Below are 25,608 nucleotides of genomic sequence, written 5' to 3' on the forward strand. Positions count from 1 at the left end.
GACTATTTGCCTCCTTCGTGGAGCTGTTCCAGTCGTTGCGCGAGGAAGCTCCAGGTCTTCCAGAACTCTTCGAGGTATTCCCGCCCCTGCGCGTTTAGGGAGTACACCTTGCGCGGCGGCCCCTTTTCGGACGGGACCTTCTCCACGTCGACGAGGCGCTTCTGCTCGACCCTGACCAACAGGGCGTAGACGGTGCCCTCGGCGATGTCGGAGAAGCCCTGCCCCCGCAGCCACGTCGTGATCTCGTAGCCGTACGCCGGCCGCATGGCCAGAACCGCGAGCACGATGCCCTCCAGCGTGCCCTTGAGCATCTCCGTCATCTGCCTGCCCATTGACAGCCTTCCTGCGAGGTACTCAGCGTTGCTAGCTACCAGTAGATAGTAGCGCTGAGTACCGGTACTTAGCAACAGGGAATAGTGGAGTCGGAGGCCGGGTCGGCCATCGAGCTGAGGTCACGGCGAGGCCACCCGCCTCGACCATGCACGCCATCTCGACCGTGTACGTATGCATGTGCGTAGTCTTACACGTCTGATTAGACTGCTGTCCAGAGGTGAAGAACCATGCCGAACAAGACGATCTACATCGCCGACGACGACCTGCCGCTGCTTGTGCGCGCCCAGGAACTGACGGGCAGCAACCTGTCGGCCGCGATCGTCACGGCACTACGTCGACTGGTCCAGGTCGAGGAGGCCAAGCAGGCCGGATTCGATGAGATCACCGTGAAGGTGGGCGTCGGGCGCACCGTAGTCAAGCGCTTCCTCGGAACCGCGCTGGGCGAGTGGACCTCGTCAAGCGGGGAGGGCGAAGAGAGATACTCGCTGTTCCAAACCAGCAAGGGCCGCTTCGCCGTCCACCACGCCCGGTCAGAGCTGCACACCCCGGTCGGACCCAACGCGGAGCGCGGCAAGAAATGGGCCACCGGCTGGCGGGGTTGGATCGGTGACTGGTCGCCGGACCAGGCATGGATGCGAACACCAGCCCAGGCCACGTTCTCGGTCGTCGACACCGTCGAGGAACTCGAGGCGCTGCTGCCCGCGGAGCTCTACACGGTCGCGCTACGGACTATCAAGGACGAGCCCGTCGTGGAGGACCTCGACATCTGATTCAACGACCATGACGCCGCCCGGCCGTTGCTTGACGCCCTTTTCGCGGCTGACAGGCGGCGACCAGCCACGCTCGCGTCTACCGGCGGGGGTCGCCCCACCGAAGACGCGACGGCCGCACGTCCAAGCCGACAAGCACAGCGGTCCTCGCTGCGACGTCGCATGCTGTCCACGGGCAAGCTTGCTCAACCCGGGCGGTGGCCGACCTTCGGCGGCGTGGTGGGGCGGAGGTGGTGCCGTGCACGTCATCCTCCAGGCTCTCGACTGCCTGCCGGTGCCTTACCGGGATCCGGCACGACGGCGCGTGTCACGGCACGGACATGACCGGCCAGCCGGTGCCGTGGCGGATGTGGCGCCGGCGACCGGTCCTCAGCCGAGCTGACGTGCTGCGGACGGCGGTGAAGCTGGCCCGCCGCCAGGCAGGGCCGCCGACGACGCCGTGGGTGAGGACGTCAGGGCCGGTAGCGGTAGCCCATGCCCGGTTCGGTGATGAGGTGCCGAGGGCGGGCGGGGTCGTCCTCGAGCTTGCGCCGCAGCTGGGCCATGTACTGACGCAGGTAGTTGGTCTCGTGCTGGTATCCCGGGCCCCACACGTCGTGCAGCAGCTGGCGTTGGCTGATCAGCTTGCCGGGGTGGCGCAGCAGCTTTTCGAGCATTCCACCCACGCAGGCCCCGGATCACCTCGACCCCGTCGAGGTCGGGCAGCCCGAGGTCTAGCACCACCAGGTCCGGCGGGTGGGCAACGGCGACCTTCAGTGCGGCCGTGCCGGTCTCGGCGACCTCGACGTCGTAGCTGCGGGCCCGCAGGTTGATCCGCAGGGCGCGCAGGATCTGCGGTTCGTCGTCGACAACGAGGATTCGGGTCATTCTGGTACCTCTTCCGACCTCGTCTGCGCGGCGGCGGGGAGCCGCAGCACCATGGTCAGTCCGCCGCCGGGGGTGGTCTCGGGGGTGATGCTGCCATCCATCGCCTCGGCCAGCCCCCGGGACAGCGCGAGGCCGAGTCCGACGCCGGTCTGGTTGTCCCGGTCGCCGAGCCGCTGGAATGGTAGGAACACGTGCTCCCACTGGTCCTCGGGGATGCCGGGGCCGGTATCGATGACCCGCAGCTCGACCTGGCCGGCGTGGGTGCTCGCGGTGATGGCGGGCGGCCGGCCGGGTGGGCTGTGCCGCAGCGCGTTGGCGACGATGTTGACCAGCACCCGTTCCAGCAGTCCCGGGTCTGCCAGCGCGGCCGGCAGGTCGGCGGGGATGTCGGTCGTCACGTCGGCCGCCGACGGTCCGAGTTCGTCCAGCGCCCGGGGTACGGCGTCCTCCAGCCCTATCGCGGTGGCGCGGACGCCCAGTACGCCGGCCTGTAGCCGGCTCATGTCGAGCAGGTTCTCCACCAGCCGACCGAGCCGGTCCAGCGACTCGTCGGCGGTGGCCAGCAGTTCGTCGGAGTCCTCGGCGTCGAACGCGACGTCTTGGCTGCGCAGGCTGCTCACCGCGGCCTTCGCCGAGGCGAGCGGCGTACGCAGGTCGTGGCTGACCGCGGCGAGCAGCGCCGCGCGCATCCGGTCGGCCTCGGCGAGGGGTCGGGCGGTGGCCGCTTCCTCGGCGAGGCGTTCCTGCCGCAGGGCCACGGCGGCTTGGGCGGCGAACGCCTCGACGACCCGGCGGTCGGCGGCCTCCAGCCGGCGGCCGGAGAGCACGACGGTCAGCCGCTCGTCGACCGGTACCGCCGTCTCCCCCGCACCGGGGCTCGTGGCCGGGGCCTCCCCCACGCTGGCCACGATCCGCCAGGCGCCCGCCTCGCGTGCCCGGCCGGGACGTCCCTCGGCCTCGGCAGTCAGCTCCAGGACGCTGACCGCGCGCAGCCCGAAGGTTTCCCGGAGCCGGTCCAGCAGCGCGGGCAGCGGGCGTTGCCCGCGCAGCACCCCGCCGGCCACAGTGGCGAGCGTCTGCGCGTCGGCGGACGCCCGCGCGGCCTCCCGGGTCCGGCGGGCGGCCACGTCGACCACCCAGCTGACCGCGAGAGCGACGCCGACGAAGACCCCGAGGGCCAGGAGGTTGTCCGCCTCGGCGATGGTCAGGGTGTTGTAGGGCGGGGTGAAGAACCAGTTCAGCAGCAGGGAGCCGCCGAGTGCGGCCACCAGCGCCGGCCACAGGCCGCCGACCAGCGCCACGCCCACGACACCGGCGAGGAACAGCAGGATGTCGTTGGTGAGGGTGAGATCCGGCAGCGCCCACAGCAGCAGGGTGAGCAGCGGCATGCCCAGCCCGGCCAGCGCGAACCCCAGCAGCCGTCGTCGACGGGACAGCGCCGCGGGGACCCCGGCCGTCCGTCGGCCGCGCCCCGCTTCGGTGTGGGTGACCAGGTGTACGTCGATCGCCCCGGAGAGCGCCGTGGTGGTGACCCCGACACCCCGGGAGAACACCTGGGCGAGGCGTCCCCGCCGGCTGGCACCGAGGACGAGCTGGGTGGCGTTGACCCCTCGGGCGAAATCGAGCAGCGCCGCCGGGACGTCGGTGCCGAGCACCTGGTGGTACGTCCCTCCGAGGCTCTCCACCAGCACCCGCTGCCGGGCGAGCTGGGCGGGGTCCGCCCCGGCGAGCCCGTCGCTGCGGGCGACGTGCACAGCGAGCAGGTCGGCGCCTTTGCTGCGGGCGGCGATCCGGGCGGCCCGTCGGACCAGCGTCTCGCCCTCCGGCCCACCGGTCAGCGCGACCACCACCCGTTCCCGGGCCTCCCAGGTGTCAGAGATCCCCTGCTGGGCCCGGTACGCGTCGAGCTGGTCGTCGACCTTGTCTGCCAACCAGAGCAGAGCCAGCTCACGCAGGGCCGTAAGGTTGCCGACCCGGAAATAGTTGCCGAGCGCCGCGTCGATCTTGTCCGGACGGTAGATGTTGCCGTGCGCCATCCGGCGGCGCAGCGCCTCCGGGGTCATGTCCACCAGCTCGACCTGCTCGGCCGCGCGGACCACCTGGTCCGGCACGGTCTCGCGCTGGGTGGTGCCGGTGATCTGCGCGACGACGTCGTTGATCGACTCCAGGTGCTGGACGTTGACCGTGGTCAGCACGCTGATGCCGGCGTCGATCAGCTCCTGCACGTCCTGCCAGCGCTTCTCGTGCCGGGAGCCGGGGACGTTGGTGTGGGCCAGTTCGTCGACCACCGCCACCTCGGGCCGACGGGCCAGCAGCGCGTCGAGATCCATCTCGGTGAAGTCGACGCCCCGGTAGGTCATCGACCGGCGAGGCACCTGCTCCAGGTCGCCGATCATGGCGGCGGTGTGCTTGCGGCCGTGGGTCTCGACGAAGCCGATCACCACGTCGGTGCCACGTTCCGTGCGACGCTGGGCCTCCTCCAGCATCGCGTACGTCTTGCCGACGCCGGGAGCGGCTCCCAGATAGATGCGAAGTTCTCCTCGTGGCATACCGAGGATCCTCTCTGGTGCGGGGGCCGCTCGTGAGCCGTGTCGGGCATCGCCCGATCCAGCGGAGCCGACCGGCGCGGTCAACGGCGGTTCGGGCAGGGCAGGTCCAGGACGGCCCTGCCCGAGGTGACGCGTCAGCGGGCGGGGAACCGCTCATCGAGGGCGAGGTTGAGCTCTAGGACGTTGACGGCCGGTTCCCCCATGAAGCCGAGCGCCCGGCCAGTCGTGTGCTCCTCGACCAGCCGACGGACCGCCGCCGGGTCCGCGCCGCGTTCGCGCGCCACCCGGGCCACCTGGATCTCGGCGTACGCGGGGCTGATGTGCGGGTCCAGGCCGCTGCCGCTGGCGGTGACCGCGTCGGCCGGTACCGCCGGCTCGGCCGGGGCGTCGCCACGGACCGGGACGATCAGCCCACCGGCGGCGACGTAGTCCTCGTCCGGCCTGGCCAGCTCGACCGGCACACCCTGCCAGGAGGTGACGAACGGGGCGGCCGGGGCGACCTGGTTGACGCTGACCACCCGGGTGACCGGGCCGGTCAGCCCGTCCGCGCGGAACACGGCCAGCACCGCGCCGACCCCGTCGGTGGTGCAGTACGGCCGACGCCCGTCCACGCCGTTCAGCTCGCCGACGGCCCTGCTGCGGGCGCAGACCGCCGTGAGCAGGCTCTCGGAGGCTTTCTCCGGGTCGGTGGAGAGGGTGTCGACGACGCTCTCCGGGCCGAGGTTGCTGGCGGCGGTGGCGGTGGGATCGTAGCCGTCGCCGGCAGCCGACGGGCGGGACTGGAAGTAGCGCGGGACGGGGTTGCCGTCCGCGTCGGTGAAGGACTGGCCGATCAACGTGCTGCCGACGGTCTTGCCGCCGACGGTGAGCAGGGAGCCGTCGGATCTGCCGGACAGGCCGGGCAACTGCCCGATGGCGACCAGGGCGAGCGGGTAGGCCAGACCGAGCAGCACGGTAAAGACGAGCAGCGCGCGCAGCGCGGCGAGGTGTTGGGTGAGCCAACCTGGAAGTCGCATGTCAGATCCCCGGAACGAACTGGATGAGCAGGTCGATGAGCTTGATGCCGACGAACGGCACGATGATGCCGCCCAGGCCGTAGACGAGCAGGTTGCGGCTGAGCAGCTTCGACGCCGCCGCGGGCCGGTACCGCACGCCGCGCAGGGCCAGCGGAATCAACGCGACGATCACCAGGGCGTTGAAGATCACCGCCGAGAGGATGGCCGACTCAGGGCTGGACAGCCGCATGATGTTCAGCGTGTCCAGTGAGGGGTAGATGCCGGCGAACATCGCCGGGATGATCGCGAAGTACTTGGCCATGTCGTTGGCGATGCTGAAGGTGGTCAGCGCGCCCCGGGTGATCAGCAGTTGCTTGCCGATCTCCACGATCTCGATCAGCTTGGTCGGATCGGAGTCCAGGTCGACCATGTTGCCGGCCTCCTTCGCGGCCGACGTACCGGTGTTCATCGCCACGCCGACGTCGGCCTGGGCGAGCGCGGGGGCGTCGTTGGTGCCGTCGCCGGTCATCGCGACCAGCCGGCCGCCCTCCTGCTCCTTGCGGATCAGGGCGAGCTTGTCCTCCGGGGTGGCCTCGGCGAGGAAGTCGTCCACGCCGGCCTCGTCGGCGATCGCCTTCGCGGTACGCGGGTTGTCACCGGTGATCATCACTGTGCGGATGCCCATCCGGCGCATCTCGTCGAACCGCTCCCGCATGCCGGCCTTGACCACGTCCTTGAGGTGGATCACGCCGAGCGCGCGGGCTGGCTCGCCGTCGACCTGCTCGGCCACCACGAGGGGGGTGCCGCCGATGCCGCTGATCTCGTCCACGATCTGACCGACCTGCTCGGTGGGGTGGCCGCCGTTGTCGCGTACCCACTTCGTCACCGGGGCGGCGGCCCCCTTGCGGATGCGGCGCGCACCGGCGTCGAGGCTCTCGGCGCCGAGGTCGACGCCGCTCATCCGGGTCTGCGCGGTGAACGGCACGAATGTGGCGTGCGGGATCAGGCCCGGCTCGCGTTCCCGCAGGCCGAACTGGTTCTTGGCCAGCACCACGACCGATCGGCCCTCCGGGGTCTCGTCGGCGAGGCTGGAGAGCTGGGCGGCGTCGGCGACGGTCTCCGTCGGCACGCCCTCGACCGGCAGGAACTCGGCGGCCTGCCGGTTGCCCAGCGTGATGGTGCCGGTCTTGTCCAGCAGCAGGGTGTTGACGTCACCGGCCGCTTCGACGGCCCTGCCGCTCATGGCCAGCACGTTGCGCTGGACGAGGCGGTCCATGCCGGCGATGCCGATCGCCGACAGCAGCGCCCCGATGGTGGTGGGGATCAGGCAGACCAGCAGCGACACCAGCACGATCCCGGTCACCCCGCCGTCGGTGATCGCCCCGGTGTCGGGTGCGGCGGCCTGGTAACTCTTGGAGAAGATGGCGAAGGGCTGGAGGGTGACCACGGCCAGCAGGAAGATGATGGTGAGCGCGGCGAGCAGGATGTTCAGTGCGATCTCGTTCGGGGTCTTCTGCCGGTTCGCCCCCTCCACGAGGGCGATCATCCGGTCGATGAAACTCTCCCCCGGCTTCTGGGTGATCTTCACGACGATCCGGTCGGAGAGCACCCGGGTGCCGCCGGTGACCGCGCTGCGGTCGCCGCCGGACTCGCGGATCACTGGTGCGGACTCGCCGGTGATGGCGGACTCGTCGACGCTGGCGATGCCCTCGACGACGTCGCCGTCGCCGGGGACGATGTCGCCGGCCTCGACCAGGACGACGTCACCCTGGCGCAGCTCGGGTGCCGGGACGGCCTCGTCCCGGTACCGGGTGGCTGCCGCACCGGGCGTCCAGCCCACCAATCGGGTGGCGATGGTGTCCTTCTTGGCCTGGCGCAGGGTCGCGGCCTGGGCCTTGCCGCGCCCCTCGGCCACCGCCTCGGCGAGGTTGGCGAAGAGCACGGTGAGCCAGAGCCAGGCGGTGATCGCCCAGGCGAACACCGACGCGTCGGTGACCGCGAGCACGGTGGTGTAGAGCGCCCCGATCTCGACGATCAACATGATCGGGTTGCGCCACAGGGTGCGCGGGTCGAGCTTGCGCAGGGCGTCGGGCATGGATCTGATCAACTGTCCCGGATCGAGCAGGCCACCGCCGACCCGATTGCCCTGGGTGGCCGGCGTGCCGGCGGTCGCCTCGTCGGCGGTGCCATGCGGCGCCGGCGTGGAGGTGGTCATGTCCTTCTCTCTCATGCTGGTCACAGCCCCTCTGCTAGGGGGCCGAGGGCAAGGGCGGGCAGGAAGGTCAGCGCGACGAGGATCACCGTGACGCCGACGACCATCCCGACGAACAGCGGCCGGTGGGTCGGCAGGGTGCCCTCCGACGCTGGGGTCGGTTGTTGGCGGGCCAGTGAGCCGGCCAGGGCGAGCACGAAGATGATCGGCAGGAACCGGCCCAGCAGCATGCACAACCCCAGGGCGGTGTCCCACCACGGGGTGTTGACCGTGATACCGGCGAACGCGGAACCGTTGTTGTTGCTCGCCGAGGTGAACGCGTAGAGCACCTCGGACAGGCCGTGCGGACCGACGTTCAGCGCCGTCGAGTTGTTGCCCGTGGCGAACGCGGCCGCCGTGCCCGTCAGCACCAGGGCCGGAGTGATCAGAAAGTACAGCGAGGCGAACTTGATCTCCCGCGAGCCAATCTTCTTGCCCAGATACTCCGGGGTCCGGCCGACCATCAGGCCGGCGACGAACACGGTGATCACCGCGAGGATCAGCAGGCCGTAGAGCCCGGCGCCGACGCCTCCTGGGGCTACCTCGCCGAGCATCATGTTGACCAACGCCATCATCCCGCCGAGCGACGTGTACGAGTCGTGGAACGAGTTCACCGCGCCGGTCGAGGTGAGCGTGGTGGCAGCGGCGAAGGTGGCCGAGTTGGAGACGTCGAACCGGACCTCCTTACCTTCAAGGGCTGCGCCGACGGCCTGGGGGACGGTGCCGTTGCCGGTCAACTCGAACACGTTGGTCAGGGTGATGCTGGCCAGCGCGAGGATCGCCATGACGGCGGCGATCGCGTAGCCCTGCCGGTTCTGCCCCACCATGCGGCCGAAGACCCGGGGCAGGCTGAACGGGATCAGCAGGATCAGGAAGATCTCCAGCCAGTTCGTCCAGGCCGTCGGGTTCTCGAACGGGTGGGCGCTGTTGGCGTTGTAGAAGCCACCACCGTTCGTGCCCAACTCCTTGATGACCTCCTGGCTGGCCACCGGCCCGCCGGTGATCCTCTGCGTGCCGCCGGTCAAGGTGGTGATGTCGGTGCCGGCCGAAAGGTTCTGCACCGCTCCACCGATCATCAGCGCGATCGCGCCGAGCACCGCGATCGGCAGCAGGATACGCAGCAAGATGCGGGTCAGGTCGACCCAGAAGTTGCCCAGCTCGCCGGTCCGGCTGCGGGCAAAGCCGCGCACGAGCGCGACCGCCACGGCGATGCCGACGGCGGCGGAAACGAAGTTCTGCACCGCCAGCCCGGACATTTGCACCAGGTGACCCATGGTCGACTCGCCCGAGTACCACTGCCAGTTCGTGTTGGTCACGAACGACACCGCCGTGTTCCACGCACCGTGCGGCACCACCGGGTCGAAGCCCAGCGACAGCCACAACCTGTCCTGCACCCGCTGGAACGCGTACAGGAACAGCACCGACACGGCGGAGAACGCCAGCACGCTACGGGCGTACACCCCCCAGGACTGCTCCGCCGCCGGGTTCACCCCGACCAGCCGGTAGATCCCCCGCTCTACGCGGGACTGCCGCTCACCGGAGACCACGCGGAACATGTAGTCACCGAACGGTTTGTGAACGGCGACCAGCGCCGCCACCAGGGACAGGACGAAGATGACGCCCGCTGTTGTCATGGTCATCAGAACCGCTCCGGAAACAGCAGTGCGACGACCAGGAAGACTCCCAGGCCGATCGCCAGCACCAGGCCCACGGCGTTGACAGCGTTCACAGCTTCTCCACCGCCCGCACCAATAGGGCGAGCGCTACGAACAGCGCCACCGTCAACACCACGAACACCACGTCAGACACGGCTGACTCCCCTTACCGGAATGAGTTCGTCACGACCGCCATCAGGCCGCGCCGGGCAATCAAAGCGCCTCAGGCAGCGCTGGCCAGGGTCGTTGACGCAACCATGACGCCGTCCGGCGGTTTCTTGACGCGCTTTTGACGCCGGGCGCTGATCAGGTGAGACGGGTCACCGGCGGTGCGGGACGAGAAGGCCGACACGGCCGGCGGTGGGCCGCAGCGAACCATCGCCCCGGGCACCCCGGGAGGGCAGGATCGGCGGCAGGCCCGACAGCAGCGCCGACGAGCCGCGGAACGAACCCGCGCTGATCCGCTCGTCCGCGTGGCGACGACCGTACTGGTCGGGCAGATCACCCCAGCCGCGGGCGGGCCATGGCGGCTGCGACGGCTCCGGCACCGTGGCCGTGGCATCGGGGCGGCGGACGGTGCACAGGTGCGTCCAGTCCTCGCCCAGGCGACCGCGACACTGACGCCGGCCGGTGTCGGCGGACGGCCCGCCGAGGCCCACGGATCCGGATCGACAGTCACCACGCGCCTCCCGCGTACGCCGTCGGTGCCATGCCATGGACACGAGGTCAGCCGAGGCTTCTCCCGGGAGACCGACCCCCACGTCCACGCCGAGGAATCCGCCCTCGCCAAACTCGCCGACACCAGCGTCGACCTCTCCGGCTCGACGATCTACACATCACTCGAACCGTGCAGCGTCCGGAAGTCCCGTCCACGCCCCTGCGCAGAGCTGATCATCGCCGCCGGGATCACCCGAGTCGTCCTCGCCCTCCGCGAGCCACCCCTCTTCGTCACCTGCCACGGCATCGAACTCCTACAAACGGCAGGCGCAGAGGTCATCGAGATACCCGAACTCGCCGACCAGGTCAGAGCGATCAACGCGCACCTCCCCGGCATCGGCGGGTAGCCCCGAGCGCCGACGGACCCCCCTACGCGAGTCTCGCGCTCCCAACGAGTTTGCCTGCGCGCTGCCTGCCGTTCGCGGCGCGGACCACGACGCGCAGACCGGCGTCGCCGTCCGCCCGGACAGATGCGCTGGTGCCTAACGACGACCGCCTGCCCGTCGTGCAAACCACTGGGTGCTGGCGGGTAGCCCAACCCCGACGAGACACCAGATCAGAGGACGCAATGGAGACCGCCGCTAAACCCACGCACTGATCGAGCCGGTCGATGGCGGGGCGACCGGGGGTGCCCCAGTCGACGGTGTCGCGGATCTGGCACACCTTCGGGCTGCAGCCGTGCGGTAACAGCACGGAGCGGGTAACAAGCGCCCAGAAGCGACATGAAGTGAGGGCTCAACCTGGGTTCTCTCACGTCAAGCCGCAGCTTCAGCGCCTCGATCGTTCGCGCGGCGGGCTCGGGATCGCTGCAATCCGCGCCTGGTGCGCGGGACCGCCTGCGCGGCCTGCGGGGCGGCGTGCGCCTTGGCGCGGCGTACGGCCGCCGGCAGCCGTCGGGCCGCCACCCGGGCGAGCGCCGCGCAGCCGATCCCGATGGCCAGGGACGCGACCAGCGCCGCCCACCGCGACCAGGGGGCGACCAGCGGCATCACCTGCCAGTGGGTGAGGTAGATGTAGAGGGAACTGCCGGCCAGCAGCGCCGCCGCCCGGTTGACGGCCCGCCGGCTCGGCAGCCGCGGCACCCAGACCAGCAGCGCGAACCCGGCCACGACCAGCGCCTCCCGCGCCGGCTGCCCGAAGAACCCGGGCACCGTGAGCAGGGCGGCCGCGGTGACCACGGCGCGCCGTCCGGTGGTGCCGGCACGGGCGGCGGCCCAGCCGAGGGCGAACAGCCAGAACACCACGACGGCGGACGGAACGTGGCCGCGCCCGGCCAGCCCCAGCAGGTCGTACCGGGTGACCAGGCCGAACGCGGCGAGGGCGAGCGGCAGCGCGAACGGCAGGCGCCGCTCCAGCCGGTCCACCGCGGGCACGGCCAGCAGCGCGGCCGTGGCAAGCAGGACGTACACCAGCGCCTCGACGAACCAGAAGTGCCACTGGGTAGCCCCGTCGTGCGGTCCGAGGACGCTCTTGAGCAGCAGGACGTTGGTGACCGTGTAGTCGCCGGTGACCGCGCCGGCCGCGGCGATCCAGAGCGCCGAAGGCAGCACCACCCGGCCGATCCCGCGCCCGGCGGCGCGTAGCCGGTCCCGGCGGGGCGCGTCGGCCAACTGGAACCGGGCGAAGTTGAACCCGGCGACCGCGAGCAGCAGGTGTGCGCCACCCTTGACGGTGAACAGCGGGATGTGCGAGCCGACGATCACGACGATGGCCACCGCCCGCAGTGCCACGCTCGTCTCCAGCGTGGCGGCGCGGCGGCGCGGCGCGTCCGGCGTCGGCCGGCGCAGGTCCCGGATCGGAGTGGTGTGCCAGTCGGCGGGCAGCCCACCCAGGGCCTCCTCCAGCCGGACGGACATCTCCACGTACGACAGGGAGTCGCCGCCGAGGGAGACGAAGCTGTCCTCCGGGGTGACGTCGGCGACGTCGAGCACCCGCTCGTACAGCCGGCACAGGTCGGGCCCGGCCGCGGCGGGCGGTTCGGCGGGGAGCCCGAGCAGGGCGAGCCGGTCGGGCTTGCCGTTGCCGAGCCGGGGCAGTTCGGCCAGCACGTGTACCCGCACCGCCCTCGCTGGCAGTCCGGCCGCCACGGCGGCGAGCCGCCGGACCTGATCCGGCTCGGCCGGGGCCTCGGCCCCCACGACCAGTTCCCGGTCGGTGCCCGCGCAGTACGCCGACACGCCGGCCGCGCGCAGCCGCTCCTCCACCCGCGCCAGGTCGACACGCAGCCCGAAGACCTTGGCGAACCCGCCGACGCGTCCCACGATCTCCCACAGGCCGTCCGGGGCGCGGCGGGCCACGTCGCCGGTGCGCAGCTCGTCGACGGTACGGCCGAGGGCCAGGTCGGCGGGGTCCTCCGCGTAGCCGAGCATCACGTTCGGTCCGGTGTAGACGAGCTCCCCGGTGTCCGGCTCGGGCCGGTCGGGCAGCGGATGCAGCCGGAACGAGCCGCCGGGCACCGGAACGCCGATCGCCTCGGGGCGGGTGACGGCCAGATGCGGTGGCAGGTACGCCATCCGGGCGGTCGCCTCCGTCTGGCCGTACATGACGTACAGGTCCCAGCCGCGCCGGCGGCCGAGCGCCGCGTACCGGGTCACCCGCTCGGGGTCGAGCCGCCCGCCGGCCTGCGTGACGTAGCGCAGGTGGGGCAGGCGCATCTCGGTGAAGCCCACCCGGTCCAGCAGTTCGAACGTGTACGGCACGCCGGCCAGGGCGGTACCCCGGGCCGCCCGGAACAGCTCCCAGAACCCGCCGTCGGCGACCGACAGGTCGGTCAGCACCAGCGCGGCCCCCCGCAGCAGGTGGCTGTTGACCACCGACAGCCCGTAGCAGTAGTGCAGCGGCAGTGTGGTGGCCGCCCGGTCGGTGTCGCGGATGCCCAGGTAACCGGCGATGGCCTCGGCGTTGGCCTGAAGGTTCGTCCGGGACAGTCGGACCAGCTTCGGCGAGCCGGTCGAGCCGGAGGTGCTCAGCAGCAGAGCCAGCTCGGGATGCAGCTCGTGCCGGCTCCCGGGACGGCGCTCGTCGAGCACCATCGACCCGCCGGCGCGGCGCAGCACGACGTCCGGGTCGTACGACCGGATCAGTGCCTCGGTCGCCGCGGCGTTGTCGCCGGGGGCCAGCAGCAGCGGGTGTCCGCCCGCGAGGGCGGCGAGGTACGCGACCAGCTCGTCGAGGCGGTTCGCGCCGGCGAGCAGGACCAGCCGCCGATGCGGGCCGAGGCGGGCGGCCAGTTCGTCGACCCGGGCGGCCAGGTCCCGGTAGCTGAGCCGGCCGTCCGCGGTGATCACGGCGGGACGGTCGCCGTGGCGAGCCAGGGCGCCGGCGAACGGCACCGGCTCGACCGCAGGGAGCACGCGCATGGCGCACAGGTTAGGGCAGGCTCACCTCACATCGAAAGGTCAGGTCGGTCACGTCACCCGTCGGCCGCACGAGAAGGACTTGCGCCAAAGTCTCTAGCTAAGGTAAGCCTTGCCTGTGCAAAAGCGTCTGAGTGTCATCCTGACCGCCACCCTGGCCGGCGTTCTCTCGCTGACCGCGTGCGGCGGCGGCGACGAGAGCGACCCGGGCAAGCCGGGCGACAAGCGGCTGACCATCTACAGCGGGCGCAGCGAGACCCTGGTCAAGCCGGTGCTGGAGAAGTTCGAGAAGTCGTCCGGGATCGACGTGGACGTCCGGTACGGCACCACGGCGCAGATGGCGGCCCAGCTGCTGGAGGAGGGCGACCGTAGCCCGGCCGACGTCTTCTTCGCGCAGGACGCCGGCGCGCTCGGCGCCGTCACCAAGGCCGGCCAGTTCGCCACCCTGCCGCAGGAGGTGCTGGACCGGGTGCCGGCGGCGTACCGTGCCGCGGGCGGGCAGTGGGTCGGCGTCAGCGGCCGGTCCCGGGTGCTCGCCTACAACGCCGACCAGGTGCCCCAGGACCAGCTGCCCACCTCGGTGTTCGAGCTGACCGATCCCCGGTGGAAGGGCAAGATCGGGGTGGCCCCCACCAACGGCTCGTTCCAGGCGTTCGTCACCGCCCTGCGGGTGCAGCACGGCGACGCCAAGGCGAAGGAGTTCCTGACCGGGCTCAAGGCCAACGAGCCGCAGATCCGCGAGAACAACGTGCAAATCGTCGCCGACATCGACGCGGGCAAGCTCGCGGCGGGCCTGGTCAACCACTACTACGTCTTCGAGCTGGCCAAGGAGCGCGGCGGCACCCCGAAGACGCTCAAGGCGCAGCTGCACTTCTTCCCGAACGGGGACACCGGCGGGCTGGTCAACGCCGCCGGCATCGGCCTGCTCAAGCGGGCCGGCTCCGACCCGGACGCCCGCGCCCTGGTCGACTACCTGCTCGGCACCGAGGCGCAGACCCACTTCGCGACCCAGACGTTCGAGTACCCGCTGGCCGCCGGCGTCCCGGCCGCACCCGGCCTGCCGGAGCTGACCACGCTCGAGGCGCCGAAGATCGATCTGAACGACCTCGACACGCTCGACGCCACGGTCACCATGATCAAGGAAACGGGGCTGGCCTGAGCGGGGCCCTCACCGGTGACCGTCGGGCAGCCACCCAGGCCCGACGGTCACCGCTCCGCGTGCTGCCCCGGCCCGGCCTGACCGCCGCGTCGGCCGCCGCCGTCGCGGTCGCCCTGCTCCCCCTGGTCTACCTGGGCGTACGCGCCGGCGAGGCGGGCTGGGACCGGATCACGGCCGAGCTGCTCACGGAACGGCTCGCCGTGCTCGCCGGTCGCAGTCTGGCGCTGGCCGCCGTGGTCACCGTCGCCTGCACGGTCCTTGGCGTCGGGGCCGCGTTCCTCGTCGCCCGCACCGACCTGCCCGGTCGCCGCGCGTTCGGCGTCGTCGCGGCGCTGCCGCTGGCCGTGCCGACGTACGTCGCCGGGTTCGCCTGGATCGCCACCGTGGACGGGTTCGCCGGCTTCTGGGCGGCGGCGCTGCTGCTCACCGTCTGCTCCTACCCGTACGTCTTCCTACCGGCCGTCGCCGCGCTCACCCGCGCCGACCCGGGGCAGGAGGAGGTGTCCCGGTCGCTGGGTCGCGGCCCCTGGGCGACCCTGTTCGGGGTGACCCTGCGCCAGATCCGTCCGGCCGTCGCCGCGGGCGCGCTGCTGGTCGCCCTGTACGTGCTCTCCGACTTCGGTGCGGTCTCCCTCGTCCAGGTCGACACCTTCACCCGGGCCATCTTCACCGCGTTCAACCTCGGCTTCGACCGTACCGGCGCGCTCGTGCTCTCCACCGTCCTGGTGGTCCTCACGGTGCTGCTGATCGGCGCCGAGCTGACCACCCGTACCCGCGACGCCCGGTACGCCAGCACCGCCGTCCGGCCACCCGTGCGGCTCGTGCTGGGCCGGTGGCGGTGGCCGGCCGTGGCCGCCCTGCTCGCGGTCGAGGCGCTGGCTCTCGGCGTCCCGGCTGTCGGGCTGGCCCGCTGGCTCGCCGCCGGAGTGTCCCGCCCCGGCTCGCTCGCCGAGATCGCGGCGGCCGCCGGCGGATCGCTGTCCGTGTCGCTCGCCGGAGCGGCGTTCACCATGTTGCTGGCCCTGCCGCTGGGGCTGCTCGCCGCCCGCGCCCCCGGCCCGGTGACCACCCTGCTGGAACGGCTCACCTACGTCGCGCACGCCCTGCCCGGCGTGGTGATCGGCCTGTCCCTGGTCTTCTTCGCCGTCAACGTGGCGTACCCGCTCTACCAGAGCCGGTGGCTGCTGGCGCTGGCGTACGCGACGCTGTTCCTGCCCCTCGCCGTCGGCGCGGTCGCGTCCGCCGTCGCGCAGAGCCCGCCCGCCGTGGAGGAGGCCGCCCGGTCACTCGGCCGGGGACCGTTCGCGGTGTTCCGCACCGTCACCCTGCCCCTGGCCCTGCCCGGCATCGGCGCCGGGGCGGCACTGACGTTCCTCACCTGTATGAAGGAGCTCCCGGCCACCCTGCTGCTGCGGCCCACCGGGATGGACACCCTGGCCACCGAGCTGTGGACCCACACCTCCACCGCCGCGTACGCCGCCGCGGCCCCGTACGCGGCCATCCTCGTCGCGCTCGCCGCCGTGCCCACCTGGCTGCTCGCGGCCCGCACCGGACTCACCGACCCCGGAGGCACCCGATGACCGAGAGCATGCTGACGGTGGCCGGCCTGGCCAAGTCGTACGGGACGGTGCCCGCCCTCGCCGGCGTCGACCTCGACGTCCGCCGTGGCACGCTGCTGGCGGTGCTCGGCCCGTCCGGCTGCGGCAAGACCACCCTGCTGCGCTGCGTCGCCGGCTTCGAGCGGGCCGACCGCGGCACCGTCACCGTCGCCGGCCGGGCGCTCACCGGAAACGGGGTGCATGTCCCGCCGCATCGCCGCCGCGTCGCCGTCGTCCCGCAGGAGGGCGCGCTGTTCCCGCACCTGTCCGTCGCCGACAACGTCGGCTACGGGCTGGACCGGGCGGCCCGCCGTTCCGGTCGGGTCGAGGAGGTGCTCGACCTGGTCGGCCTCGCCGGGTACGGCACGCGGATGCCGCACCAGCTCTCCGGCGGCCAGCAGCAGCGGGTCGCGGTGGCCCGCGCGCTGGCGCCCCGGCCGCCGCTGGTGCTGCTCGACGAGCCGTTCAGCGCCCTGGACGCGAAGCTGCGCGCCGAACTGCGGGTCGACGTCCGGCAGGCGCTGCACGCCGACGGCGCCACCGCCGTGCTGGTCACCCACGACCAGGGCGAGGCGCTGTCGATGGCGGACACGGTCGCGGTCATGGACGCCGGGGTGATCGTGCAGTGCGGGACGCCCGCCGAGGTCTACCGAGACCCGGCCGACCCGTGGGTCGGCCGTTTCGTGGGCGACGCCGTGCTGCTCCCGGCCACGGTCGACGACGACGTGGCCGTCACCCCGCTGGGCCGACTGCCGCTGCGCGGGCCCGCGGCCGGGGGCCCGGCGACCGTCCTCGTCCGCCCGGAGCAGATCCGGATCGCCCCGTCCGGTGGCGCCCCGGCCACAGTGGTGCGGCAGGACTTCCACGGGCACGACGCGCTCACCACGCTGCGCCTCGACGACGGCACCATGCTGACCGCGCGGACCCTCGACGAGGGCACCGGTCTGCCCACCGGCACCGAGGTCGCGGTCACGGTCCGGGGACAGGTCCGCGCGTACGCCAGATAGCGAACCCGCCCTGCCCCACCCGCCCGAACGGACTCCTTGGAGCCGACCCAGCGACATCGCCGGCCACAGGGAACCGATCGCGCCGAGCACGAATGGCACCGGAGCACGCTGCGGTGACTCGCCCACCACTGGCGGGCTAGCTTCCGTTGCCAACCCGGACGCGGCCACGGCTCTGTCCAGCTCCCCGCCATGCCGGAAGTGCCTCCCGCGCGGAACCAGCCCAATCCAGCCACTTCGGCGGAAGGGCGACGATGTCTTCACCAATGGTCACTCCTTGGACGCCACCGCCCGGCTGCTCAAAGAGGCGGGAGCGTCGCGCGTGTACGGCTGGCCCTGGCCCGCCAACCTTGGACACTGCCGTAAACAGCCAGCACAACAACCCGCCCCCGCTCGGCTACTGCCGACGGGGCCGGGTCATGGGACGGAACGTCGGCCGGTCGCCTCGATGACGAGCCCGGACGTCGCTGGCGGCAGCGCGGGGACCAGCCCTCGGCCGAACTGGCCGCAGTGACGATAGCGGCGTCACCTGGTCTTGGATCGGAACCCACCGACGTTCGGGCCGGGCACTCGACCACGAGGCCCTCGAAAGCAGTTCCCGCCTACCTCGCGGTGAGCGCGACAGAACAGCAGGTTGGCGATGCAACAGTGGACGGATGGACGACGCCGGTCAGGTGAGGATCACGCCCTCCGGCTAGGTGGTACCGCTCCCCGACACCGCCCGCCGCGAGGACTACGGGTGTGCGTGACCCTCGTGGCCGGGCGGGAAACTCCCCCTTTGCGTCCCGCCCGGTCACCGTCATAGAGGCTCGATCGGCGAGCCTGGGCCGCACCCCCGATCCATCCGATGATGTGGACCGCCTGCTTGGTGATGGCCAAGCACGGCGGCGACTCCGACCTTCCGGCACTGCTCGCCGGCTGGGACTGGCTGGACCGCAGGACCGAAGACCGCTGTGGATACGATGACCTCGCCGAGGGCATCGCCCGTATTGGCGGACCGGCCGCGCAAACGGCGGTACCCCGGCTCCGCCGCGCCTGGTTCAGCCCACACACCTTCGAGCGGGCCGCGTACCTGCGCGCCGTTACAGCACTCGACCCAGGTAACACGGATTCGCTGCTCACCGAGGGCTTGTGGGACTGCGAGAGCGACGTACGACAGTTCGCGGCCGAACACGTCCCACTCGACGATTCGACCCGCAAACAGCTGAGCTATCTCCGCGACGACCCGATGGAAACTCCCGAGGTACGCGCCACCGCCGCTGCTCGGCTCAGCTGAGCGAACACACCACCTGCAGAGCCTCCCCTTGCGCTTCGTGACGGACGGATTCCGGCCGTTCACGCCTGAACTCGGTTCGCCGGGAACGCACTCTTCTGCCGCTGATAGGGCGCAGCGCCGGGTGGCCGCGTCGCTGGCTGCCGCCCTGGCGTGGCGAGCTGGCGGGCGGTTGCGGGGACAACGCCCGCCAGCGTGATCATGACTACAAAAGAGACACTCCTCCCCGCCGAGGTACTGCGGCGGTGGGGCGTTTGTAGCTGGTCAGTGGTTCTTCCGGACCGCGTCCCACGCGGCGCCGAGCAGCTCGAGTATCCGGTACAGCGTGTATAGCGCCCACATGGCGGCCAGAGGCACACCACAGATCAGGAGGACCGCGTCGCCCAGGTAGTGGGTGCTCTCCAACATCCAGCCTCCGGTCAGCAGGACGGAACCCACGACGACGGCCCAGGCCAGGATGCGGCCGGCTTTGGTCAGCGAAACCCACAGGCGGGCGTTGTCGGCGCCGTCTGGCTCCGTCGAGTCGCCGACCTGGGACTGCAGGGCGAGGCTGTCGATGTCCCGGGCAGCGGCCCGATCGGTCTCATGTGGCGACTCGCGCAGCACTGCCGACAGGGCGCGCAGGTCGTCGTGGTCGCGAAGCCGTCCAGTCCGCGGATCGCCGAGTAGCGCCACGACGTACGGGACCCCGAGCAGCCACGCCCTGCCGTAGCCGCGTTTCGCCCCCGGCGGCAGCACCACGACTGTGCCGCCGTGCATGTCTTCGCGGTAAGTGCGGTCGCCGATCACCCGAACGAGTTCCGTGCCGGCGATCGCCACCTCGGCGTCGACGAGGTCGGTGGCATCGCTGAACAGCGTGACGAACTGGGCGTACGCGGCGACGACCGCGAGCAGGCCCAGTACCGCGACCGCGGCGCCGAGCAGCTCGTGCAGCCGGGCCGTGAAGCCGGTGAGCAGCAGCGCGGGGACGACGGCGAACAGGTACCAGCCGACGAAGAGCAGAAAGCGCCGCCGGTTCAACCAGCGCTGCGTCCGCACGCCCTCCGCGCCAGGCGGGAAGGCGGGGAGGACTTTCCCGCCGTTGCGCCGTTGCCGGGCGTCCTCGCTCGGCAGCATCATGTGGAGGCGGTGGACCCGAACCTCGAGGCGGTCACCGGCCAGACTCGCCAGGTCGCGGACGAACTGCCTCTCCTCGATTTTCGGCTCGTCCAGGTCGAACAGCCGCACCGCTGGTCGCCCGTCCACGGTGGCCCGCAGGTCACTCGGAACGTCCAGGCTGACGCCCGGGCCTGGTACCAGGTAGAGCGCGGGAACCATCCGGCGGCCACCCCGCTCCCGGTTCTCGATCACTACCGCTGAGATCTCGGCCCATCGCAGGTCACGTCGGTACCGACCGATCCGCACCCTCCAGCCGTCCCGGTCGACATCAACCTGAAACCGCTGCAACGCGTACGAGAGAAATTTGGCCGCCATGAACAGGGCGGTCAGCGAGATCACGCCGGTGCAGAGCCGCCCGGACACCGAGGCGCGGACAGTGAACTGCAGGATCACCAGATGACCGAGGAATCCCGCCAGCGGCACCCCGAAAACCGCCGCGATCACGCGGGAGCTGACTGGACGGCGCAGATTCACCCCTGCATCATCAACGAACCGGGCAACTCAACCACGGCCTCGTCCCCGCTGAACCGCACGGCAGTCCGGCAATGCCGCGGACAGCGCGTTCGCGATGGTTGTGCTCAGTGCTATCGCCGCTGTCGGCGGCCCTGGGTGTTGGCGTTCTGGGTGAGGTCGGCGCGTAGCTGGGTGCGGGTGCGCATCAAGATCCGTCCGAGCATGTTCTTGCCGGTGCCACTCCGGCCGCGTCCCCAGTAGTGGTCAGTGCTGGTGTCCTCGACGATCTCCTCGTCGCCGGTATCCAACAGGATGGCGCGGATGTCGGCGTGGGCGGTGAACTTGACCGTCACGGCCCGGCGCATCACGTCGTCTTTGACCCGTTCCCAGTCGCGGCGCAGCGGCCGGGACCGGTCGCGGCCCAGCTCGGCGGCCCGCAACGGGGTCGCCGTCCGCCGGATGAGTTCGGCGTGGCGGCTGCCGGGGAACTTCTGGGCCTGGAAATAGTGCTCGGAGGTCGTCCACCAGTGGCCGTCGAGGTCGAAGCCGTGGCCGGAGAAGTTGGAGAAGCAACCGTACGGAACCTCGTCGGCACCGTAGAAGTAGATCGTCATCTGGGCCTCGGAGCGGGGGTCGGGGATCTGCACCGTGTCACAGGCATCGACAGAGCGGCAACCGAGTTCGCTGGCCACCATCCGGATCTGCCGCGTTCCGCTCCCCCGTACGGCAGGTCGTTCTACTGCGCCCCGGCCGCGGCACTCAAGCCAGCCGCGGACGTCTGGTCACCGTGCGCTTGGACGCCAAGGTCAAGACCGCGATCTCCTCGATCCCGAAAAGGCCTAGACGACGTTGGAGTACACCGACGCCGTCTACGACGAACAGACTACCGACCGTTTCTCCCGCTCGATGTCACATCCGCGGCCCGGCCGGTGTCTCCATGGCGTGACGACCTACCAACCCGCCGGCAAAGCCGCCGACACAGGAGGAGACATGGAGCACACGACCCGCATCCCCCCGGCCGAGATCACCGGCGTCAAGGGAGCGCTGATCAAGCGGATGATCGAGAAGAAACTGGGCAAGGTGCCGACGGCGGTGGGCGTCTACTGGCACAACCCCAAAGTGCTGTTCGCCAGCTTCGGCCTCGGCGGCAAGCTGCAGAAGTGGGACGCCTGCGACGAGAACCTGAAGTCGTTCGCCCACATGGCGGTCGCGTCGCTAGTCGGCTGCACGTGGTGCCTGGACTTCAACTACTTCGAGACACGCAACAAGGGGCTTGACGTGGATAAGGCGCGCGAGATCCCGCGGTGGCGGGAGGCGGACGTCTTCACTCCGCTGGAGCGGGATGTCCTGGAGTACGCCGAGGCGATGAGCCAGACACCGCCGACCGTGACCGACGAGCTGGTGGGCCGGCTGCACGCCGAGCTGGGACCTCCCGCCGTGGTCGAACTCACCTCGGTGATCGCATTCGCGAACATGAGCACGCGTGGCAACGTGGCGCTTGGCATCGAGTCCGACGGCTTCGCCGCCGCGTGCGGCTTAAGGCCGCTGGCCGAGCGACCGGGAGTAGCGTCCGCGTCATGAGCGAGGACCCCTTCGTCGCCCACCGCAGCCTGCTGTTCACCGTCGCCTACGAGATGCTCGGCTCGGTCGCCGACGCCGAGGACGTGGTGCAGGAGACCTGGCTGCGGTGGGCAGCCTTGGCCGACGCCGAGCGCTGGGAGGTCCGGGGCCCCCGGGCGTACCTCGTGCGGATCGTGACCCGGCTCTGCCTCAACCGACTGCGCACGCTCGCGCGGCAGCGCGAGGAGTATGTGGGCGAGTGGCTACCCGAGCCCCTGCTGACCAGCCCGGACGTCGCCGAGGACGTCGAGCTCGCAGAGAGTGTGTCGATCGCCATGCTGACGGTACTCGAGACGCTGCTACCGACGGAACGCGCGGTCTTCGTGCTCCGCGAGGTCTTCGACGTGCCGTACGACGAGATCGCCGAGGCGCTGGACAAGTCGCCGGCGGCGGTGCGCCAGATTGCGACGCGGGCCCGCAAGCACGTGGCGGCGCGCCGGCCGCGGATGTCGGTAAGCCGCACCGAGCAGGAGCAGGTGGTCGAGCGGTTCCTCGACGCGCTGACCACCGGCGACGTGCCCGGACTGCTCAAGGTGCTGGCTCCCGACGTGCTCGTCGTGGGCGACGGCGGCGGCCTGGCCCCGACAATCCCGAAGCCGGTCCGCGGGGCCGAGAAGCTCGCCCCGGTGATGGCCCGCTTCGCCGAGGTCGCGCCCGGCGCCAAGGCTTTCATCGTCGACCTCAACGGCGGCATCGCGGCGCGCATCGACCCCAGCGGCGAGAACGACACGGCCGTGTCGTTCGTCATCGAGGACGGCCGGATCACCCAAATCTACGCGATCCGCAACCCGCACAAGCTCGAGCGGCTGGGCGAGGTGGCCGAGCTTCGACGGTGAGTCCCGGCTTACGCATGCTCGCATCTGCCGCGATCCGGGCTGTGTCGGTACGTGTCATCGATGCGTCGTCGTTACCGTAGTCGGAAGACGGGGCCGCGGGGTGTGAAGGGTAGCCGGGCGGCTTCCGGGATGAGGAAGGCGTGTTCGCGGCGGATGCGTACGACGTCGCAGTATCCGTCGGTGATGAGCAGGATCGGTGCGGCGGTTGGGAAGTCGGGGGCGGTTTCCAGCAGGTGTATGCCGGGCTGGAGCACGGTGCCGCCGCGCCCGCGGACCCGTACCCGGCCGGCGATCTGTTCCACCGGCAGATATCCGGCGTCGTAGGGGTGTGCGTCGCAGAAGACCACGCGGGCGGCGGGCACGTCACGGGCGATGGCGTACGAGGCGATGGCGCCGAGTGCCTTGCCGAGCAGTTCGTGGTTCATGGACCCGGAGGTGTCCAGCACGACCCCGAAGGTGCATCGGGGTACCGGTTCGTCGGGCCATCGCCAGCCCGGTCGCGGGATGTTCGGTGTGCTGGCCTGCCGTCGTGACGGGCGGGCGTAGGAACGGGCGCGCTGCGGTGAGGGTACGTACTCGTCGAACCAGCGGGCCAGCTTGGCATCCCATGGCAGTGGCGGCTGTTCCAGGACCCGGATCTCGTCGACGAGTCCAGCTGGCAGATGTCCCCGACCTTCCTGCTGGTGGTAGGCGTAGCCGGTCAGCAGCGCCCGCCGGTAGAAGTCGTCCAGGTCGACCCGGTGTCCGGGTGTGCCGTTGCATGGCAGGGGTTCACCGAGCACGTCACCGAGGCCGGTGCCGCGCAGTGTGGCGAGTTTGCGTAGGCGGCGTAGGTCCTTGGCAATCTGGTCGTAGACCGCCTCGGCGGACATGCCGGCCAGCTGCGGGTCGTGGAGCAGCCCGTCCGGTGGTTCGCCGACATCCATCTCGATTAGCCAGCCGTTGATGACGTAGTCCGCCGCGACGTTCCACAGGTAGGCGTCGCGTCCACCGATCCGGTCGCCGTGGCGCAGCGCGGCGTGCAGCATCTCGTGCGCCAACACGAACCGCCATTGCATGCTGGACAGGTTCCGCAGCGGGTTCAGGTAGATTTCCCCGGCGGCCGGGGATACTGCGGCGATCGTGATGTTCCAGCGCTGCGCCAGCTTGGCGTCGGCGACCAGGGTGAATCGTGACGCCAGCGCTCCGAGCAGCGGGTAGGAGGAGACGAACCAGCTCATCGCCAACTCCCAAGGTTGACGGTGGCTGGCCCGGTCGGTCAGCGACCTGCGTGCCCCGCCGGCGACATCCACCGCCGCCGTCGCCGCTGCGGACAGCCCCACCGCGAATTGCGCCTGCCAGTCCGGCACACCGATCCCCGCCCCGCCGGTGCCTGGAGATGGTGGTGGTGGGATCAGGTCTGGTGCGTGGCCGCCGGTACCGCAGCCCGCGTATTCGGCCGGCACGCCGGCGTGCCGCCACTGCCGCAACAGCACCGACTCGTCGGTGGCGGGCAGCTCAGCCGGCAGCAGCAACGGTTCGGTGCCGAGTTTGACGGCCCGCTGGAACCGTGCGACGGCGAGGCAGGCCGCGTCGGCGTACGCCGGGTCGGTGGCGTAGCGATCGGGGGCCAGGTGACCGAAGCCGAGGTGCAGCAGGCAGTGCGCAAGCGCCCACGACCACTGGTCCTCGTCCAGCCGGTGCGCTTTGCTGGCCCGGATCGCCCCATGCGCGTCGACCACCGCGATCGCCTTTGCCGCCACGAGTTGGCTGTCATCCACCAGCACCGCCCGCGCCCCGGCACGCTGCCACGGCCCGACCTGGGTGCTCAGCAACGGGGCGAACATCGGGTGACCGGTCAGCTTCCGCCACGCAGCGTCGAACGCAGCCACGTTCGGGTCGGCCGGCGCCCGCTTCCTGCTTCCCATCGCGTTGTCCTGCGTCAGGTTCGGGCGGCGACCAGCCGGGGCAGGTCCCGGCTCACCTCGACCAGGAACCACGTCGGCAGCACTGGTGCGCCGTCCTCCCCTGCGGCGATGACCATCTGGGCACACTCCAACGAGATCTCCGCCAACTGGACCAGCAGCGCCTTGGTTCGGTGCGCGAACTGCCGCAAGGCCGGCGAGGCATGCTCCTTGCTGGCTGGCAACTCCTTGACCAGCCTGGCCCGGAACGCCTCCGCCAGGAAGTACAGCAGGTCCCGGTCCCCGACACCGGCAGGCCAAGCCGCGTCCCCACGTACGACGGCGTCGAGTCCGTAACGATGCCGCACGATCTTCAGGTAACCGCAGAACCCGGCCGCGTGGGCAGGGCTCAGCGTGCCGGCGGCCAACAGTCGCAGGGTGTGTTCGTCGATGTCGTCGCCATAGGACGACAGCGCGTCGGAGAGCATGTGCCAGCTGCGCGGGGTGGAGAACGCCTCCTCCACCTTGGGTGGGTTCACCCACAACTGGTCCGGCCGCTCAGACAGGTAGTCGACCACCCAGCGGTGGATACCGGCGCCCTGCGCCCACGCCAGCCAGTCGTCAACACTGGCACGCAGGTGCACATGGACCAGCCGGTTGACCAAGGCTGAGGCCATTGGCCGGGCCAGCGCGTTGTCCGTAGCCCGGTTACCGGCACCGATCACGATCGATCCCGCCGGCAACTCGTAGGCCCCAATGCGGCGGTCCAGGATCAGCGAGTAGAACGCCTTCTGCACCTCCGGCGTCGACGCGTTCAACTCGTCAAGGAACAGGCAGTACGGTTCGTCGCGGGCGATTGACTCCGGCGGCGCGAAGCGGCTGCGGCCGTCCCGCAACTCCGGCACTCCGATCAGGTCCTCCGCCGCGAGTTGGGTGCCGACCAGGGTCACGCAGTCCAACCCGAGCGAGGCGGCGAACTGGCGCACCAGCGAACTCTTGCCGATACCCGGAGCGCCCCACACGAACACCGGCCGGACCACCGCCACATGCAGTAGCAGATCCGGCAGCTGGGCCGGCGTCACCGAGATCGCAGAGTGCACCCGCCCATCCTGCCCACCACCAGGATCAACC

19 protein-coding genes and 1 pseudogene are annotated in these 25,608 nt (G+C 70.8%); 8 read left to right on the plus strand and 12 right to left on the minus strand.

Annotation, left to right across the window (positions count from 1 at the left end):
* Positions 1-2 precede the first annotated feature (2 nt).
* Positions 3-332 (minus strand): PadR family transcriptional regulator, encoded by a 330-nt coding sequence (locus IGA62_RS01515; RefSeq protein WP_145816894.1) that lies wholly within the window; start codon positions 330-332, stop codon positions 3-5.
* Positions 333-560: 228 nt separating this feature from the next.
* Here IGA62_RS01515 and IGA62_RS01520 point away from each other — a divergent pair, with 228 nt between their 5' ends.
* Positions 561-1,103, plus strand: coding sequence for an EXLDI protein (locus IGA62_RS01520; protein ID WP_145816892.1), 543 nt, complete (start codon positions 561-563; stop codon positions 1,101-1,103).
* A gap of 452 nt (positions 1,104-1,555) precedes the next feature.
* Here the strand turns inward: IGA62_RS01520 and IGA62_RS01525 are convergent.
* The 6 genes and pseudogenes from IGA62_RS01525 to kdpF all read right to left on the minus strand — a co-directional run bounded on the left by IGA62_RS01525 (position 1,556) and on the right by kdpF (position 9,494).
* Positions 1,556-1,970, minus strand: a pseudogene (locus IGA62_RS01525) (winged helix-turn-helix domain-containing protein).
* Complete coding sequence (locus IGA62_RS01530) at positions 1,967-4,519, minus strand: sensor histidine kinase (RefSeq protein ID WP_145816890.1); 2,553 nt, start codon at positions 4,517-4,519, stop codon at positions 1,967-1,969. The pseudogene IGA62_RS01525 and the gene IGA62_RS01530 overlap by 4 nt, the downstream one beginning before the upstream one ends.
* A gap of 134 nt (positions 4,520-4,653) precedes the next feature.
* Complete coding sequence (locus tag IGA62_RS01535) at positions 4,654-5,535, minus strand: potassium-transporting ATPase subunit C (protein ID WP_145816888.1); 882 nt, start codon at positions 5,533-5,535, stop codon at positions 4,654-4,656.
* Between the two features lies 1 nt (position 5,536).
* Complete coding sequence (gene kdpB, locus IGA62_RS01540) at positions 5,537-7,744, minus strand: potassium-transporting ATPase subunit KdpB (RefSeq protein ID WP_377465057.1); 2,208 nt, start codon at positions 7,742-7,744, stop codon at positions 5,537-5,539.
* Between the two features lie 5 nt (positions 7,745-7,749).
* A complete protein-coding gene (kdpA, locus tag IGA62_RS01545; protein WP_145816886.1) occupies positions 7,750-9,405 on the minus strand; it encodes a potassium-transporting ATPase subunit KdpA in 1,656 nt (551 codons plus the stop codon).
* Positions 9,405-9,494: a K(+)-transporting ATPase subunit F gene (gene kdpF, locus IGA62_RS01550; RefSeq protein WP_088643699.1), complete on the minus strand. Its 90-nt coding sequence runs from the start codon at positions 9,492-9,494 to the stop codon at positions 9,405-9,407. The genes kdpA and kdpF overlap by 1 nt, the downstream gene beginning before the upstream one ends.
* A gap of 399 nt (positions 9,495-9,893) precedes the next feature.
* Here kdpF and IGA62_RS01555 point away from each other — a divergent pair, with 399 nt between their 5' ends.
* Positions 9,894-10,484 carry a dCMP deaminase gene (locus IGA62_RS01555; RefSeq protein WP_232624848.1) on the plus strand — a complete coding sequence of 197 codons (591 nt, stop codon included), beginning with the start codon at positions 9,894-9,896 and terminating at the stop codon, positions 10,482-10,484.
* Between the two features lie 408 nt (positions 10,485-10,892).
* On the opposite strand, the gene IGA62_RS01560 is transcribed toward IGA62_RS01555, so the two are convergent.
* The gene (locus IGA62_RS01560; protein ID WP_145816884.1) at positions 10,893-13,496 is read right to left on the minus strand and encodes an AMP-binding protein; all 2,604 of its coding nucleotides are present in this window, start codon (positions 13,494-13,496) and stop codon (positions 10,893-10,895) included.
* A 109-nt stretch (positions 13,497-13,605) separates the two neighbouring features.
* Here IGA62_RS01560 and IGA62_RS01565 point away from each other — a divergent pair, with 109 nt between their 5' ends.
* The 4 genes from IGA62_RS01565 to IGA62_RS01580 all read left to right on the plus strand — a co-directional run bounded on the left by IGA62_RS01565 (position 13,606) and on the right by IGA62_RS01580 (position 18,530).
* Positions 13,606-14,652 carry an iron ABC transporter substrate-binding protein gene (locus IGA62_RS01565; protein WP_145816882.1) on the plus strand — a complete coding sequence of 349 codons (1,047 nt, stop codon included), beginning with the start codon at positions 13,606-13,608 and terminating at the stop codon, positions 14,650-14,652.
* Between the two features lie 59 nt (positions 14,653-14,711).
* The gene (locus IGA62_RS01570; protein WP_145816880.1) at positions 14,712-16,232 is read left to right on the plus strand and encodes an ABC transporter permease; all 1,521 of its coding nucleotides are present in this window, start codon (positions 14,712-14,714) and stop codon (positions 16,230-16,232) included.
* On the plus strand, positions 16,229-17,257 hold the full coding sequence (locus tag IGA62_RS01575) for an ABC transporter ATP-binding protein (RefSeq protein ID WP_145816878.1): 1,029 nt from the start codon (positions 16,229-16,231) through the stop codon (positions 17,255-17,257). Before IGA62_RS01570 ends, IGA62_RS01575 begins: the two co-directional genes overlap by 4 nt.
* Before the next feature lie 844 nt (positions 17,258-18,101).
* On the plus strand, positions 18,102-18,530 hold the full coding sequence (locus IGA62_RS01580; RefSeq protein ID WP_145816876.1) for a hypothetical protein: 429 nt from the start codon (positions 18,102-18,104) through the stop codon (positions 18,528-18,530).
* Between the two features lie 261 nt (positions 18,531-18,791).
* Here the strand turns inward: IGA62_RS01580 and IGA62_RS01585 are convergent, their stop codons facing one another.
* On the minus strand, positions 18,792-20,129 hold the full coding sequence (locus IGA62_RS01585; protein WP_232624849.1) for a hypothetical protein: 1,338 nt from the start codon (positions 20,127-20,129) through the stop codon (positions 18,792-18,794).
* A 140-nt stretch (positions 20,130-20,269) separates the two neighbouring features.
* Positions 20,270-20,785: an NADAR family protein gene (locus IGA62_RS01590; protein ID WP_232624850.1), complete on the minus strand. Its 516-nt coding sequence runs from the start codon at positions 20,783-20,785 to the stop codon at positions 20,270-20,272.
* Between the two features lie 343 nt (positions 20,786-21,128).
* Here IGA62_RS01590 and IGA62_RS01595 point away from each other — a divergent pair, with 343 nt between their 5' ends.
* Positions 21,129-21,719 carry a carboxymuconolactone decarboxylase family protein gene (locus IGA62_RS01595; RefSeq protein ID WP_145816872.1) on the plus strand — a complete coding sequence of 197 codons (591 nt, stop codon included), beginning with the start codon at positions 21,129-21,131 and terminating at the stop codon, positions 21,717-21,719.
* Entirely contained in the window at positions 21,716-22,594 is an 879-nt protein-coding gene (locus IGA62_RS01600) for an RNA polymerase sigma-70 factor (protein ID WP_145816870.1), read from the plus strand. Before IGA62_RS01595 ends, IGA62_RS01600 begins: the two co-directional genes overlap by 4 nt.
* 71 nt (positions 22,595-22,665) lie before the next feature.
* Here the strand turns inward: IGA62_RS01600 and IGA62_RS01605 are convergent, their stop codons facing one another.
* Both IGA62_RS01605 and IGA62_RS01610 read right to left on the minus strand, forming a co-directional pair.
* The gene (locus tag IGA62_RS01605; RefSeq protein ID WP_145816868.1) at positions 22,666-24,501 is read right to left on the minus strand and encodes a vWA domain-containing protein; all 1,836 of its coding nucleotides are present in this window, start codon (positions 24,499-24,501) and stop codon (positions 22,666-22,668) included.
* A gap of 14 nt (positions 24,502-24,515) precedes the next feature.
* Positions 24,516-25,559 carry an ATP-binding protein gene (locus IGA62_RS01610; RefSeq protein ID WP_198501248.1) on the minus strand — a complete coding sequence of 348 codons (1,044 nt, stop codon included), beginning with the start codon at positions 25,557-25,559 and terminating at the stop codon, positions 24,516-24,518.
* Positions 25,560-25,608: the final 49 nt, after the last annotated feature.

This window comes from Micromonospora sagamiensis (assembly GCF_014680085.1).
In the GTDB taxonomy this organism is placed as follows: domain Bacteria; phylum Actinomycetota; class Actinomycetes; order Mycobacteriales; family Micromonosporaceae; genus Micromonospora; species Micromonospora inyonensis.